This window comes from Sphingomonas chlorellae, assembly GCF_056485145.1.
On record NZ_JBQXXM010000001.1, the window covers coordinates 1,019,661 to 1,034,511 of the forward strand.

Annotated in this window: 11 protein-coding genes; 10 read left to right on the top strand and 1 reads right to left on the bottom strand. The window is 70.4% G+C overall.

All coding sequences use genetic code 11. The features are described from left to right. The first annotated feature begins 20 nt into the window (after positions 1 to 20). The 5 genes from ACT3CF_RS04735 to ACT3CF_RS04755 all read left to right on the top strand — a co-directional run bounded on the left by ACT3CF_RS04735 (position 21) and on the right by ACT3CF_RS04755 (position 5,201). Complete coding sequence (locus tag ACT3CF_RS04735; protein ID WP_478420751.1) at positions 21 to 566, top strand: RNA polymerase sigma factor; 546 nt, start codon at positions 21 to 23, stop codon at positions 564 to 566. Positions 567 to 568: 2 nt separating this feature from the next. Beyond that, entirely contained in the window at positions 569 to 1,573 is a 1,005-nt protein-coding gene (locus ACT3CF_RS04740; protein WP_478420753.1) for a FecR family protein, read from the top strand. After that, positions 1,527 to 4,049 (top strand): TonB-dependent receptor, encoded by a 2,523-nt coding sequence (locus ACT3CF_RS04745; protein WP_478420754.1) that lies wholly within the window; start codon positions 1,527 to 1,529, stop codon positions 4,047 to 4,049. Before ACT3CF_RS04740 ends, ACT3CF_RS04745 begins: the two co-directional genes overlap by 47 nt. A 67-nt stretch (positions 4,050 to 4,116) precedes the next feature. Next, on the top strand, positions 4,117 to 4,674 hold the full coding sequence (pnuC, locus tag ACT3CF_RS04750) for a nicotinamide riboside transporter PnuC (protein WP_478420755.1): 558 nt from the start codon (positions 4,117 to 4,119) through the stop codon (positions 4,672 to 4,674). Next, the gene (locus ACT3CF_RS04755; RefSeq protein ID WP_478421350.1) at positions 4,671 to 5,201 is read left to right on the top strand and encodes an AAA family ATPase; all 531 of its coding nucleotides are present in this window, start codon (positions 4,671 to 4,673) and stop codon (positions 5,199 to 5,201) included. Before pnuC ends, ACT3CF_RS04755 begins: the two co-directional genes overlap by 4 nt. A 65-nt stretch (positions 5,202 to 5,266) precedes the next feature. On the opposite strand, the gene ACT3CF_RS04760 is transcribed toward ACT3CF_RS04755, so the two are convergent. Further along, the gene (locus ACT3CF_RS04760) at positions 5,267 to 6,013 is read right to left on the bottom strand and encodes a CsgG/HfaB family protein (protein WP_478420757.1); all 747 of its coding nucleotides are present in this window, start codon (positions 6,011 to 6,013) and stop codon (positions 5,267 to 5,269) included. 247 nt (positions 6,014 to 6,260) lie between these two features. Here ACT3CF_RS04760 and lepA point away from each other — a divergent pair, with 247 nt between their 5' ends. From lepA to ACT3CF_RS04785, 5 genes are all read left to right on the top strand, one after another. Further along, the gene (gene lepA, locus ACT3CF_RS04765) at positions 6,261 to 8,069 is read left to right on the top strand and encodes a translation elongation factor 4 (RefSeq protein ID WP_478420758.1); all 1,809 of its coding nucleotides are present in this window, start codon (positions 6,261 to 6,263) and stop codon (positions 8,067 to 8,069) included. Next, positions 8,066 to 9,118, top strand: coding sequence for an MBL fold metallo-hydrolase (locus ACT3CF_RS04770; RefSeq protein WP_478420760.1), 1,053 nt, complete (start codon positions 8,066 to 8,068; stop codon positions 9,116 to 9,118). The genes lepA and ACT3CF_RS04770 overlap by 4 nt, the downstream gene beginning before the upstream one ends. A 126-nt stretch (positions 9,119 to 9,244) precedes the next feature. Beyond that, on the top strand, positions 9,245 to 11,116 hold the full coding sequence (locus ACT3CF_RS04775) for a cache domain-containing protein (RefSeq protein ID WP_478420762.1): 1,872 nt from the start codon (positions 9,245 to 9,247) through the stop codon (positions 11,114 to 11,116). Between the two features lie 176 nt (positions 11,117 to 11,292). Further along, entirely contained in the window at positions 11,293 to 13,800 is a 2,508-nt protein-coding gene (locus ACT3CF_RS04780; protein WP_478420763.1) for a DegT/DnrJ/EryC1/StrS family aminotransferase, read from the top strand. Continuing rightward, on the top strand, positions 13,797 to 14,843 hold the full coding sequence (locus ACT3CF_RS04785; RefSeq protein ID WP_478420764.1) for a glycosyltransferase family 2 protein: 1,047 nt from the start codon (positions 13,797 to 13,799) through the stop codon (positions 14,841 to 14,843). The genes ACT3CF_RS04780 and ACT3CF_RS04785 overlap by 4 nt, the downstream gene beginning before the upstream one ends. The last annotated feature ends 8 nt before the right edge of the window (positions 14,844 to 14,851 follow it).

Sequence of the window (14,851 nt, forward strand, 5' to 3'; positions counted from 1 at the left end):
CCGAGAGGACGACGCGAGCCGTGACCGAAGCGGGGCTGAAGGCGGTTTTCCTGGCGCAGCGGCCGATGCTGTTGCGGCTGCTCGTCGCGCGCCTGGGCAGCCGCGAGGAAGCCGAGGACGCGTTGCAGGACATGTGGCTGCGCATCGACCAGCTTGCCGAGCGGCCGGTCGCGCAGCCCGCGGCCTTTCTGTTCCGCGTCGCCGCCAACCTGGCGACCGACCGGCGGATCGCGGCGACGCGGCGCGCGGCGCGCGATGCGCTGTGGCTCGACCACCAGCCCGAGGCCGCCGAGATCCCCGATGCCGAACGCAGCCTAGTCGCGCGCGACGAGCTGGCGGCGGTGACGGCGGAGATCGCCGAGATGCCCGAGCGCATGGCGATCGCGCTGCGCCGGTTCCGGCTGGAGGCGCAGCCGCAGCGCGCGATCGCCGAGGAGCTGGGGATCAGCGTGAGCGGCGTCGAGAAGCTGCTGCAGCGCGCCTATAAGAAAATTCGTGATCGGCTGGACCAAAGTGCTGGGGATTTGCCCGACGGGCGTCGTCAGGACAATGAAAGGGGTTGCTGACAGTGCACGCTGATCGGGCCAATGTCGTCGAGACGGCGATCGCCTGGCACATCCGTCTGGCCGAGGCGGACGACGCCGTGTGGGCGGCGTTCATCGACTGGATCGCGGCGCACCCCGACCATGCCGACGCCTATGATCGCGTGGCGATGGCCGATCGCGCGATCGCGACGGCAAGCTTTCCCGCCGCGATGCCGGTCGCGGGCAACGACAATCCCGCCGTCGCGGCGGTGCCCGCCGCGATGCCGGGCCGTCGCGGCGGCCGGCCGGCCGGTCGCCGCTGGGCGCTGGCGGGCGGGCTGGGCGCCGCAGCGGCCGTCGCCGCAAGCGTTGCGCTGGTGCTGCCGAGCGCGCTGCCGCGCGGTGCCGAACCCTATTCGGTGACGACGCGCGCGGGCGAACGGCGGACGGTGGCGCTGGCCGACGGCACGCGGATCGAGATGAGCGGGGGCACGCGGCTGACGCTCGACCGCCGCGACCAGCGGATCGCCGCGCTGGAGGATGGCGAGGCGGTGTTCCATGTCCGCCACGACGCCGAACGCCCGTTCACGATCACCAGCGGCGGCGTGACGCTGCGCGACCTGGGCACGGTGTTCAACGTCGCGCGCGACGGCGACCGGATCGCGGTGGCCGTCGCCGAGGGCGCGGTGCTGTTCCAGCCGCAGGGCGCAGCGGTGACGTTGCGTCCGGGCGATGCGCTGGCGGCGCGCACGGGCGGGCAGGATGTGGTGCGCAGCCGCGTCGCGCCGGCGATGGTCGGCGGGTGGCGCAACGACCAGTTCAGTTTCGACGGGCAGCCCGTGCGCGAGGTCGCGCGGACGCTGCACCGGCAATATGGGATCGCCGTCAAGGTCGAGGGCCGCTTGTCCGCGCGGCCATTTACCGGCATGGTCCGCTTCTCGGGGGCCGCCGATCGGGACGTACCGCATCTGGCCGAACTGATCGGGGCAACGTGGCGGCGTGATGGTAGACGGTGGATTTTGTCGGACGGCGAGCCGGATCGGCAGTAACGCCGCGCTGATCCTCGTCGCCGCCGCGACGATCCTTCCGGGCCGCGCCGGCGCCCGAACCGCTGACAGCATCTCGACCGACGCCATGGCGGGCCTGCCCGCGCCCGGCGCCGCGACCGTGACGGCGCCACCGAATCCGACGCCGGCCAATCCGGCGCGCCGGGCGACGGGGAAGGCGCAACGCCTGCCGATCATCATTCCGCCCGCAACGCTCGACGGGGCGCTGATGATGCTGGCGCGGCAGACGGGCGTCGAGATCGTCAGCACCGAGAGCGGGCTGCGCCTGGTGCGCACGGCGCCGGTCGAGGGGCGGATGCCGGTGCGCGCGGCGCTGGCGCGGTTGCTGCACGGCAGCGGCTATCGCGCGGTGGCGATTGCGGGCGGCGGGTTTCGCGTGGTGCGCGTGCGGCGCGCGGCGGCGCGGGCGGCGGCCCGTCCGGTGCGCGCGCCCGACGGCATCGTGCGCGCGCGCGACGAGATCGTCGTCACCGCGAGCAAGCAGCGCATCCCGTTGCTGCGCTATCCCGGCAGCCTGACCGTGGTCGAGGCCGAGGCGGGGGGCGACCCCGACGCCGCGACCGGCGGCACGTTGAGCGACGCGACGCGGCGCGTGCCGATCCTGCAGAGCACGCAACTGGGGCTGGGCCGCAACAAGGTGTTCATCCGCGGGGTGGCCGACAGCAGCTTCAACGGCAGCACCCAGTCGCCCACCAGCGTCTATCTGGACGACGTCCAGGTCAATTATTCCGGCCCCGAACCCGGGCTGCGGCTGTACGACATGCGCAGCGTCGAGGTGCTGGAGGGGCCGCAGGGCACGCTGTACGGATCGGGCGCGATCGGCGGGGTGATCCGGCTGACCTCGAACCCGGTCGTGCTCGACCGGCTGACGGGCTGGGCGAGCGCGGGGGCGACGGCGACGCTGGGCGCATCGCCCGGTTTCGACATGGCGGGCGTGGTCAACGTGCCGCTCGTCACCGACACGCTGGGCGTGCGCATGGTGGGATACCGCATCCGCGAGGGCGGCTTCATCGACGACCGCGCGCGCAAGCTGACCGACATCAACCGCAGCGACACCGCGGGCGGACGGATCGCGATGCGGCTGGCCCCCGGCGACGGCTGGCGGATCGAGGCGAGCGCGATCGGCCAGTGGATCGACACGCGCGACGGCCAGTATTCGGACCGCCCCGACGGACGGCTTTCGCGCCGGTCGCGCATCGCGCAGCCTTTCGATAACGAGTTGCTGATCGGCCGGCTGGTGGCGAGCAAGGAATGGACGAGCGGGCTGAGCCTGGTCGTCGCGACGGGGGTGGTCGGCTATGCCTCGGACGAGCAGTTCGACGTGTCGCCGCGCGCGCCTGCACCCTATACCGGCAAGCCCGCCTATTACCGCGCCAGCCACGACAAGCTGCTGGTCAGCCAGGAGACGCGGCTGGCGCGATCGCTTGCCGACGGGCGTTCATGGGTGCTGGGCTTTACCTGGGTGAGCGACCGCGACGCGCTGACGCGGCGTATCGGCGTGCCCGACAAGGGCGCCGACATCCTGGGCGTGACCAACGTGACCGAGGCGGCGTCGCTGTTCGGCGAGACGACTTTTGCGCTGATGCCGCGGCTGTCGGTGACGGCGGGCGGGCGGCTGACCTCGGCGCGGACCGACGGCACCCCGTCGAGCCGGCCCAAGGCGGACGACTTCGTCAAGGGCCGCGAGACGACGCGGTTCGACCCGACGATCGCGGCGTCATGGGCGCTGGGCCGGTCGCTGGCGCTGTTTGCGCGGTTCCAGACCGGATACCGCACCGGCGGCCTGGCCGTCGCGCAGGGGGTGGGGCGGATCGCCGACTTCAAGGCGGATTCGATCGAGGTGTGGGAAACGGGGCTGCGCAAGCTGCGCAACGGGCCGACGGGGCTCGCCGCATCGGGAAGCGTCTCGTTCGCGCGGTGGAACAACGTCCAGGCCGACCTCATCACCGATCGCGGCCAGCCCTATACCGACAATATCGGCGATGCCCGGATCGAGGCGGTGGAGGGCAATATCGACTGGGTGCCGATGCGCGGGCTGCGCATCGAGGCGTCGTTCCTGTTCACCGACAACGAGGTGACGGGGCCGATCGCCACGCTGTCGAAGCGCAGCAACGGCCGCCTGCCCGAGACGCCGGCCCAGTCGATGCACGGCGGCCTGTCCTATGGCTGGGCGGTCGGGCGCGTGGCGCCGCGTGTCGGCATCTCGATCGATTATGTCGGGCGATCGGTGCTGGGGACGGGCGACTTCCTCGACATCGCGCAGGGCGATTACTGGGTCGCGGGGCTGACCGCCGAGGCGCGGATCGGCGCGACGACGCTGACGCTTGCGGCCAACAACCTGACCGACCGGCGCGCGAACCAGTTCGCGTTCGGCAACCCGTTCACGCTGGGGCTGCGCGAGCAGCTGACCCCGCTGCGCCCGCTGAACGTGCGGCTGGGCGTGACGCGGCATTGGTGAGGCATCGGCGCGATGCCGCGCCGCGCCCCCTCGACCGGGCGCGGGTGCGGCTGCTAGGGCGCGGCGGGTGAACTGGACCGAACTCTTGGGCGCGCTGCTGGGGCTGGTGGCGGTGGCGCTGGTGGTGACGCGCAGCCTGTGGAACTATCCGTTCGCGATCGCGTCGGTGGCGCTGTTCGGCTTCGTGTTCCTGGAGGCGCGGCTGTACAGCGACGCGCTGCTCCAGCTCTTTTACGTGGCGGTCAACGGCTATGGCTGGTGGAACTGGACGCGCGCGCGCGGGCGCACGGGCGAGGTGCCGGTGGCGACGCTGACGAACCCCGCGCGGGCGGCGATCGCGGCGGGATGCGTCGTGGCGAGCCTGGGCTGGGGCGCGCTGATGCAGCGGACCACCGACGCGGCGCATCCATGGTGGGACGGTACGATCGCGGTGGTGAGCATCGTCGCACAGATCCTCCAGTCGCGGCGCGCCTGGGAAAGCTGGGTGCTGTGGATCCTGATCGACCTGCTTGCGATTCCGCTGTTTATCATCAAAGACTTGTGGATGACCGCGGCGTTGTACGCGGTCTATCTTGCGCTTTCGATCGGAGGGCTGGCGGCATGGCTTCGGGCAAGACGGGGATGATCCCGCGCACCATCTGCCTTCACGGCCCGGAAAGCACGGGCAAGTCGACGCTGGCGCCGCGGCTGGCCGCGCATTTCGGCGGCGAGTGGCTGCGCGAATATGGCCGCGACTATGCCGAGACGATGGGCACCGATTTCAGCATGGACGACCTGCTGAAGATCGCGCAGACGCACGACGCCTGGACGCAGACGCTGCTGGGGCAGGGGGCGAACCCGCTGATCCTCGACACCGACCCGCTGATCACCGCGGTATGGGCCGACATGCTGTTCGGCACCCGGGCGCCGTGGTTCGACGCGTGGGACGCGACCGCCGACCTGTACCTGCTGTTCGACATCGACCTGCCGTGGATCGACGACGGGACGCGGATGTTCGGGACCGCCGAGGCGCGGCAGCGCTTCTTCGAGCGGTGCCGCGACGAACTGACGCGGCGCGGGGTGCGCTGGACGCTGATCCGCGGCGAGGGCGAGGCGCGTTTTGCCGCCGCGGTGGCCGCGATCGAGGCGACGGGGCTGAAACCCGTCGGCTGAGCGCCGGGCGGCGGCGCGGCGGGCGAGGATGCGGGCAGGGCGCGCCGGCCCCGCCCGCGACCCGATCAATAGTCGCCGGGGGGAAGCCCGCCGAGCTGCTTGGCCATCTTGATATAGGCATCGAGATAGGCGAGCACGATCACCTGCCCGATCTCGGTATTCTGATAGCCGCCGCCGGCCGCGGCGAAACCGCCCCACCAGCCCGCGCCGCCGCCCGCGCCGAAACCGATGTCGGTCTTGCGCGCATAGCCTTCGGTGACCCATTCCTCGGTCGAGCGCGCGTCGACCATGCTGAGCGTCACATTGGCTTCGCGCTTCTTGATGTTGATGCCGCCGACCAGCGCGCCGAAGCCGCCGCCGATCAGCCCGCCGAGCGCGCCGCCGATATTGCTGCCGCCCGAATTGCGGTTGCCCGAGACGATGTTCGGTTCGAGGAAGAAGTCGGCCGCGCGGACCTGGCCCTTGCCCATCTTCGAGCCCTGGCGCAGCTCGCCCTGATCGGCCATCGCGCGTTCCATCGCGCGGCTTTGCAGCGCGCGACCGCGGTTGACGAGGGTGAAGCAGCCCGACTGCTGGACGAACACCTTCAGCACGGCTTCCGGGCTGCCGAGGTTGAGTTCGCGCCACCACTGGTTGTCGGGCTCGACGATCGAGATCGTGCCGAGATTCTTGGTGCAGTGCGGGATTTCGCGCGTGCCGCGCTCCTGTGCCTTGCGGCCGGACGATTTGTCGGGCGCCTTCTGGGCGGCCGCGGGCACCATCGGGGTCGCGACCATCGCCACCGCGGCGAGGCCCAAGCAGAACTTACGCATTGAATCTCCTCCCAATTCACAAACACGGCCACGCGGTCGCGCCACAGGATCGCGAGGAATGGTGCCCCCGGTGCGAACGGTTTCCCCAGCCGTGCCGGGCGATCGCGTAGCAGATGCCGTAGCGGCGCGATAGAAGCCGTCCGACATGCCCCCCAAAGGCGGTCGACGGGCCGGCGCCGGCGGTGCGCGACGGCGGCGATGCGCGGGGCCTTGGCTTTCGCCGCCAAGCTGCTAAGCGCGGCCGGTTATGGCAACCGACCTTTCGCGCATTCGCAACTTCTCGATCATCGCGCACATCGACCATGGCAAGTCGACGCTGGCCGATCGCCTGATCCAACGCACCGGCGGGCTCACCGAGCGTGAGATGTCGGCGCAGGTGCTCGACAACATGGACATCGAGAAGGAGCGCGGCATCACCATCAAGGCGCAGACGGTGCGCCTGGAATGGAAGGGCCATGTCCTCAACCTGATGGACACGCCGGGGCATGTCGACTTCGCCTATGAAGTGAGCCGCAGCCTGGCCGCGTGCGAGGGCGCGTTGCTGGTTGTCGACGCCGCGCAGGGCGTCGAGGCGCAGACGCTGGCCAATGTCTATCAGTCGATCGAGCATGACCACGAGATCATCCCGGTCATCAACAAGATCGACCTGCCTTCGGCCGAGCCCGAGAAGGTGAAGAAGGAGATCGAGGACATCATCGGCCTCGACGCGTCGAACGCGGTGCTGGCGAGCGCCAAGGCGGGGATCGGCATCGACGAGATCCTCGACGCGATCGTCGAACGCATCCCGGCGCCCAAGGGCGACCCCGATGCGCCGTTGAAGGCGATGCTGGTCGACAGCTGGTACGACCCCTATCTGGGCGTCGTCATCCTCGTCCGCGTGATCGACGGGACGATCCGGAAGGGCCAGCAGGTCAAGTTCATGGCGACGGGGACGACGCATCTGGTCGACCGCGTCGGCGCGTTCCGCCCGAAGATCGAGCAACTGCCCGACCTCGGCCCCGGCGAGATCGGCTTCATCACCGCGCAGATCAAGGAAGTCGCGCAGGCCCGCGTCGGCGACACGCTGACCGACGCGAAGAAGCCCGCGACCGAACCCTGCCCGGGGTTCAAGGAAGTCCAGCCGGTGGTGTTCTGCGGCCTGTTCCCGGTCGACGCCGCCGATTTCGAAAAGCTGCGCGAATCGATCCAGAAGCTGCGGCTGAACGACGCGAGCTTCAGCTTCGAGATGGAGACCTCGGCCGCGCTGGGCTTCGGCTTCCGCTGCGGCTTCCTGGGGCTGCTCCACCTCGAGATCATCCAGGAGCGACTGACGCGCGAATATGACCTGGACCTCATCACCACCGCGCCGAGCGTCGTCTATCGGTTGAAGCTGACCAAGGCGGCGGGCGAGGCCGACGCGCGCGAGATCGAGCTGCACAATCCGGCCGACATGCCCGATCCCAACCGGATCGAGACGATCGAGGAGCCGTGGATCAAGGCCGTGATCTATGTCCCCGACGAGTATCTGGGACCGATCCTGAAGCTGTGTCAGGACCGTCGCGGCATCCAGCGCGACCTGACCTATGTCGGCGGGCGGGCGCAGGTGACGTATGAGCTGCCGCTCAACGAAGTGGTGTTCGATTTCTATGACCGGCTGAAGTCGATCAGCCGCGGCTATGCCAGCTTCGACTATGAGCAGATCGGGCTGCGCGAGGGCGACCTCGTCAAGATGTCGATCCTGGTCAACGCCGAGCCGGTCGACGCGCTGAGCATGATCGTCCACCGCAGCCAGGCCGAGGCGCGCGGGCGCCACATGTGCGAGCGGCTGAAGGACCTGATCCCGCGCCACCTGTTCAAGATTCCGATCCAGGCGGCGATCGGCGGCAAGGTGATCGCGCGCGAGACGATCGCGGCGCTGCGCAAGGACGTGACCGCCAAATGCTATGGCGGCGACATCACCCGCAAGCGCAAGCTTCTGGAAAAGCAGAAGGAAGGCAAGAAGCGGATGCGCGAATACGGCAGCGTGCAGATCCCGCAGGAAGCCTTTATCGCCGCGCTCAGGATGGGCGAGGAATGACGCGCGCGCCGCGCCGGCGGCTGCGCGGGTTTGCGGCGGGCGCCGCGCTGCTGGCGACGGTTGCGGCGGCGCTGGTCCCGGCGTCCCCCGCGCTGGCCGGGCCGAAGCGCGGCGCGGCGAACGGCGGGTTCGACGTCGTCGTGCTCGGCGCGACGGGCGGCATCGCCGACGGCGACCTGAGCGCCTATCTGGTGCGGCCGACGGGCGCGACCGCGGGCGTGATGTGCGACGCGGGCGCTCTGGTGAACGGCATCCGCGCCGCCGAGCGCGCGCATGCGCTGGACGACATCCGCGTTCCCGCCGATGCCGGGCTGAGCCGCGTCGGCTGGGTGCTGCGCGACACGATCAAGGGCTATCTGATCAGCCACGCGCATCTCGACCATATCGCAGGGCTGGTGACCGCGTCGCCCGAGGACGCGCCCAAGCCGATCTATGCGCTGCCGTCGGTCGAGAGCGAATTGCTGCGCAGCTATTTCCGCGCGGGGCCGTGGAGCAACTTCACCGACGCCGGCGAGCCGCCGCGGCTGGGCAAATATCACATGGCGGCGCTGCGCCCCGGCGAGGCGACGCCGATCGCCGGGACGGCGATGCAGGTGACGCCATTTCCGCTGGCGCATGGCGGCACCGAATCGACCGCGTTCCTGATCGAGCATGGCCGCGACGCGATGCTGTGCTTCGGCGACACCGGCCCCGACCCGGTCGAACATGCCGATGCGATGCACCGCATCTGGGCGGCGGTGGCCGACCGCGTGCGCGAGCGGCGCCTGAAGGCGGTGATCGTCGAGGTATCGTTCCCGTCCGACCGGCCCGACGACAAGCTGTTCGGCCACCTGACGCCGCGCTGGCTGCTCGCCTCGCTGCACGAGCTGGAGGCGCTGGCGGGCGGTCGCGGATCGCTCAAGGGGCTGACGGTGGTGGTGTCGCACGTCAAATATGCCCTGACGCGCGAACAGCCCGGCGCGCGGATCATGGCCGAACTGGCGGCTGGAAACGACCTGGGCGTGCGGTTCGTGCTGCCGCATCAGGGGCAGCGCCTGACGCTACGGTAAGCGCGGCACGGGCCGCAGCTATCCTGCGGAAGCATAAGTAAAATCCACCAGAATCGGGCGGTTTTCTCCGCCCGGGTGCCTGCGCATCCTATAAGTCCGGGGAAGGCATACCGGAGTTTTGGGAAGATGCGTTTGAAGATCGCGGGGCGGCTGAACCTGCTAACCGTCGCGGCGCTGTGTGCGATGACGATCGGGTTGGGCATGGCCCTTTTCCGCCTGAGCGCGGTGCTCTTCGACCAGATCGAGAGCCAGACTCACGGCACGACCGATTCAGCCTATAGCGTTGTCGAATATTATCATTCGCAGGAAGAAAAGGGCGCGATGACGCGCGACCAGGCGCAGGCCGCGGCGATGAACGCCGTGCGCGCGATGCGTTATGGCGAGAGCGGCTATTTCTGGATCAACGACAAGTCGCGCCGGATGCTGATGCACCCGGTCAAGCCCGAGCTGGTCGGCAAGGACATGTCGAGCCAGGTCGACGCCGACGGCGTCCATCCGTTCGTCGAGTTCGTCAAGACCGCGACCGCCGACCCCAAGGGCGGCGTGGTGCGGTATCGCTGGCCCAAGCCGGGCAAGGAAGATCCGCAGCCCAAGGTTTCCTATGTCCGCCTGTTCGCCCCCTGGGGGTGGATCGTCGGCACCGGCCTGTATGAAGACGACGTGTGGAGCGGCGTCTGGCAGCAGTCGATGATCCTGATCGGGCTGGCGCTGATGGGCATGGTCGGCATGGCCGGGCTCGGCTGGCTGCTCGCGCGGTCGGTGACGATGCCGCTCAACGCGCTGACGCGCCGCATGCGTTCGCTTGCCGACGGCGACGCGACGAGCAACGTGCCGGGCCTGGATCGGATCGACGAACTGGGCGACATGGCCAAGGCGCTGGGCGTGTTCTGTGACTCGGCGCTGGCCAAGGAAAAGGCGGAAGCCGCAAAGGCCGAGGCCGACCGGGCGCAGAAGATCGTCGTCGAGGCGCTGACCGGCGGGCTCGAGGCGATGTCGCAGGGCGACCTGACGCTGGAAATCCGCGAGGCGTTCCCGGCGGGGTATGAAGCGCTGCGCGCCAATTACAACGAGGCGCTGCAGCACCTGCGCGAGCTGATCGGCGCGATGACCGAGGCGAGCGACGGCATCCGCACCGGATCGGACGAGATCGCGCGTGCCGCCGACGACCTGGCGCGTCGCACCGAGACCAATGCCGCGAGCCTGGAGGAAGCCTCTGCCTCGCTGTCGCAGATGGAAGAGCGGCTGAAGAGCACCGCCGCTGCCGCCGAGCGGACCGTCGGCCAGACGGTCGAGGCGGTCGCCAACGTCGAGGGCGGTCGCGCCACCGCCGACAAGGTGGTCGCGGCGATGAACCGCGTCGCCGAAAGCGCGCAGGGCATCGACGGCGTCATCGAGGGCCTGGACAAGATCGCGTTCCAGACGCGCGTGCTGGCGATGAACGCCGCGGTCGAGGCCGGCCGGGCGGGCGAGGCGGGACGCGGCTTTGCCGTCGTCGCCGACCTGGTGTCGCAGCTGGCGATGCGTTCGGAAGAGGAAGCCAAGCGCGCCCGCGAACAGCTCACCGCGACGCAGGACGATATCGGCGAGGCGGTGAGCGCGGTCCACAATGTCGACGGCGCGCTGGCGAGCATCTCGTCGAGCGTCGAGCAGGTCCACACGCTGATCGCCAGCATGGCTGAGGACAATCGCGTCCAGTCGACGACGATCAGCGGCATTGCGAGCGTCGTCAACGAGATGGACCGTTCGACCCAGCAAAATGCGGCGATGGTCGAGCAGACTTCGGCCGCGGCGCGCACGCTGGCGCACGAGGTCGAGACGCTGGCGAGCCGCGCGCACCGGTTCAAGGTGAGCAGCGACAACCGGCCGGGGCCGCGCAGCTTCGTGCCGCAGCGTCCTGCCGCATCGCCGCTGCCCGCGCCGGGCGGCGAGGGATCGGCGGCGTCGGTGAAGCCGGTGCCGGTGTCGGCGGTAGCCGACGGCGACTGGGCCGAATTCTGACCCGCCGCGCCGGGGCCGCGCGGCCCCGGCCGGTCGCGGCCTAAGTAATGATCCCAGGAAGCGCGGCGTCTGCATCGGCAGGCGTCGCGCTTTACCAATTCTAAGCCCCCGCAGGCGTAAGCGCGAAGGCGATCGGCACCGCTGCCGCGGCGGCCGAAAGGGGTGGGAGATTTGAGATGGATCGGCTGCCGCTGATCGTGCCGCATCCGGCGCGGCTGAGCGAAATGGGCGATGCGTTGCGCGCGATCGAGGAACGCCAGCTGTTCAGCAACGGCGGGCCGGTGGTGCGCGGGTTCGAGGCGCGCGCGACGGCGACGCTGTTCGGCGGCGAGGGCGACTGCCTGGCGGTTGCCAATGCGACGCTGGGGCTGATGCTGGCGATCCGCCACGCCGCCGGGCCGCGCGCGGGCACGGGCGCCTATGCGCTGATCCCCGCCTTTACCTTTGCCGCGACCGCGCAGGCGGCGCAGTGGGCCGGTCTGACCCCGTTGCTGTGCGACATCGACCCCGGGGACTGGGCCGCAAGCGCCGAGGCCGAGGCGCGTGCGTTTGCGGAGCATGGCGAACGGATCGCGGTGGTGGTCCCCTATGCCACGTTCGGCACCGCGATCGACCTGGCGCGCTATCGCGACTATGCCGCGCGCGGCGTCGGCGTGGTCGTCGATGCGGCGGCGTCGCTGGGCGCGCTCGACGCCGAGGGGCGGCAGTTCGGGCGGGGGGCGCCCTTTGCCGTCGTCTATTCGATGCACGCGACCAAGGTGTTCGCGACCGCCGAGGGCGGGCTGGTGCACAGCGGCGACGCCGAACTGATCGCCGCACTGCGCCGGATGAGCAATTTCGGCTTTGCGGGCGGGCGTTCGGCCGAGGGGCCGGGGCTCAACGCCAAGCTGTCCGAGGTGATGGGGCTGCTTGCCGAGGCGAAGCTTGACGAGATCGAACGCGTGGCGGCGCATCGCATGGCGCTCGACGCGGTCTATCGCGACCGGCTGGGCGGTTTCGCCGCCGAGCGCGGGTTCGAGTTCCAGAACCTGCGCGGATCGCGGCCGGCGTTGCAGTTCCAGTCGCTGTTGCTGCCGCGCGCCTTTGCCGGACACCGGCGTGCGATCATCGCGATGCTGCGTGCCGAGGGGATCGGTGCGGGACATTATTTCAGCCCGCACCTGGCCGAGCAGCCATGGTTTCGCGCGCAGGCAAGCTTTGGCGCGTTGCCGGTGTGCGACGACGTGGCGGGGCGCATCCTGTCGCTGCCCGTCACCGACGCGATGACCGAGGCCGATGCCGAGGCGGTGTGCATCGCGCTGATGGACGCGTGCGCGCAGTCGGGCGCGCGCAACATCGGGCGCGAGCGGCGCGGCAGCTTCGTCCATTCGGCGCTGATCGTCGGCGGCGGTCCGGCGGGCACCGCGCTGCTGACCGCGGCGAGCAAGAACGGCACGCTGCTGCCGCTCGCCGAACGCGGGCTGGCGATCGTCGAGCGCGACGCGGTGCTGGGGCGCGGCGAGCTGGGCACCTATGCCATCACGTCGGACAGCACCGCCGAGACGTTCCTGACCGCGGTCAAAGACAATGCGCATCCCGGCGTCGCGGCGTTGTCGCAGCACCATTCGGGGCAGGAAATCGCGCAATATGCCGGGCGGCTGGGCGTGCCGCTGTCGCGCACGACGGGCTTTCTGGAGGCGACGGGCGCCGAGCTGGGCGCGCTGGTCGCCGCGCATGGCGGCCATATCGCAACGCGCAGCGAGGTGATCGACGCGCGCCGTACCGACGACGGCAACTGGGCGGTGAACGTGCGCAACCTGCTGACCGGCGAGACGCGCGTGATGCGGACCGCGCGGCTGGTGATCGCGACCGGCGGCTATCAGTCGCTCGAGGCGATCGGCGCCGAAACCGTCGCGGGAACGCCGCTGGCCGAACTGGCGGGCGACCGGCTGATGGGCGGCGACGCCTTTTTGCGGCTCGACGGGATGGACGCGCTGCGCGCGCGGCTGGGCGACAAGCGGGCGCCGCGGATCGCGATCGTCGGCGGATCGACCAGCGCGGTCGCGGCGGCGGCGCTGATCCTGAAGGCCGCGCCGGCGCTGCCGCTGGGGGCCGAGGCGCTGCGCATGTACCACCGGCGGCCGTTGCGGCCCTTCTATCCGTCGGTCGAGGCGGCGCATGCCGACGGCTTCTTCGACTTCGGGCCGGACGACATCTGCCCGGTGAGCGGTTTCGTCTATCGGCTGGCAGGATTCCGGCTGGAAGCGCGCGAACTGGTGCTGCGGATGCTGGGCATCGGCGGACGCGCGCCCGATCCGCGCATGGGGCTGCGCCAGATCGGCACGATCGACGATGCGACGATCCGCGACGAGATCGCCGCGGCCGACGTGGTGATCGGCGCGCTGGGCTATCGCCCGCGGGCGCTGCCGCTCTATGCCGCCGACGGGACGCGGATCGCGCTGGCGGCCGATGCGCCGGGGCGGCCGCGACTGGTCGACCAGCAATGCCGCGTGATCGATCGCGACGGACGACCGGTGCCGGGCGTATTCGGGATCGGGCTGGCGTCGGGGCATGTCCCCGAGGGCGCGCTGGGCGGCGAGGCGAGCTTCAGCGGCAAGGCCAACGGCCTGTGGCTGTGGCAGAACGATATCGGCCAGATGATCGTCGACCAGTTGCTCGACCAACCCGAGCGCCGCGTCGCGTGACTCCCCGCGTTTCGGTCATCATGGCGGCGTATAACGGTGCCGCCTGGCTGCCCGACACGCTGGCGAGCCTGTATGCCCAGACGCTGACCGACTGGGAGCTGGTGGTCGTCGACGACCGGTCGACCGACGCGACGCCGGCGCTGCTGCGCGCGTGCGGCGACGCGCGGGTGCGGGTGATCGAATCGGCGGTGAACGGCGGCCCGGTGGTCGCGCGCAACCGCGCCTTTGCCGAGGCGCGCGGCCGCTATATCGCCGCGCTCGACCAGGACGATATCGCGTTGCCCGAACGTCTGGCGCAGCAGGTCGCGTGGCTCGATACCGCGCCCGACACGGTGCTGGTGGCGAGCGCGACCGACCAGCTGGTCGCGGGACGGCGCGTGCCGTGGCCCGCGGCCCGCGCGCTGTCGCCCGACCTGATCGACTGGCAGATGCTGGTGTGCAATCCGATCGTCTGGTCGTCGGTGATGTTCCGCGCCGAGGCGGCGCGGCGGCTGTCGCCGTTCGAGCGGCCCGATTATCGCTATGTCGAGGATTTCGACCTGTATCACCGGCTGCGGCCGTTCGGGCGCATCGCGCAGATCGACGCCGTGCTGACGCTGTATCGCCAGCATCCCGAAGGCGCGTCGCGACGCCATGCCGACGTGATGCGCGCCAATGCCGAGCGGCTGCTGCGCGAACGCCAGGCGGCGTTGCTGGGGGCGCCCGACGCCGAACTCGCCGCTCTGGTCCAGCGGCACGTGATGGCGCGCGAGGCGGTGCCCGATGCGGCGACGTTGCGGCGGCTGTTCGACGGGATCGGACGGTTGCGCGCCGCCTTTCTCAAAAACCGGGGCGCGGCAGCGGCGGCCCCCGTCGAGCAGGCGGTGGGCGAGTTGTGGTGGCGCGTGTGCCGCGCCAGCATCCGGGCCGGCACGCTGACGCTGCGTCGCGCGGTGGCGGCGCGGCGGGCGCCGGTGCCGCTCGCGCAGGCGCCCGACCTGGTGACGAGCCAGATCATCGGCGGCGTGCGCGCGATGCGCCGCGGGCTGGTGCGTCCCGACTGACTCCGAGC

Excerpts from the sequence above, each read along its gene's own strand:
- ACT3CF_RS04745 (WP_478420754.1), top strand. The coding sequence starts at position 1,527 with ATGGTAGACGGTGGATTTTGTCGGACGGCGAGCCGGATCGGCAGTAAC.
- ACT3CF_RS04755 (WP_478421350.1), top strand. The coding sequence starts at position 4,671 with ATGATCCCGCGCACCATCTGCCTTCACGGCCCGGAAAGCACGGGCAAG.
- ACT3CF_RS04760 (WP_478420757.1), bottom strand. The coding sequence starts at position 6,013 with ATGCGTAAGTTCTGCTTGGGCCTCGCCGCGGTGGCGATGGTCGCGACC.
- lepA (WP_478420758.1), top strand. The coding sequence starts at position 6,261 with ATGGCAACCGACCTTTCGCGCATTCGCAACTTCTCGATCATCGCGCAC.
- ACT3CF_RS04770 (WP_478420760.1), top strand. The coding sequence starts at position 8,066 with ATGACGCGCGCGCCGCGCCGGCGGCTGCGCGGGTTTGCGGCGGGCGCC.
- ACT3CF_RS04775 (WP_478420762.1), top strand. The coding sequence starts at position 9,245 with ATGCGTTTGAAGATCGCGGGGCGGCTGAACCTGCTAACCGTCGCGGCG.
- ACT3CF_RS04780 (WP_478420763.1), top strand. The coding sequence starts at position 11,293 with ATGGATCGGCTGCCGCTGATCGTGCCGCATCCGGCGCGGCTGAGCGAA.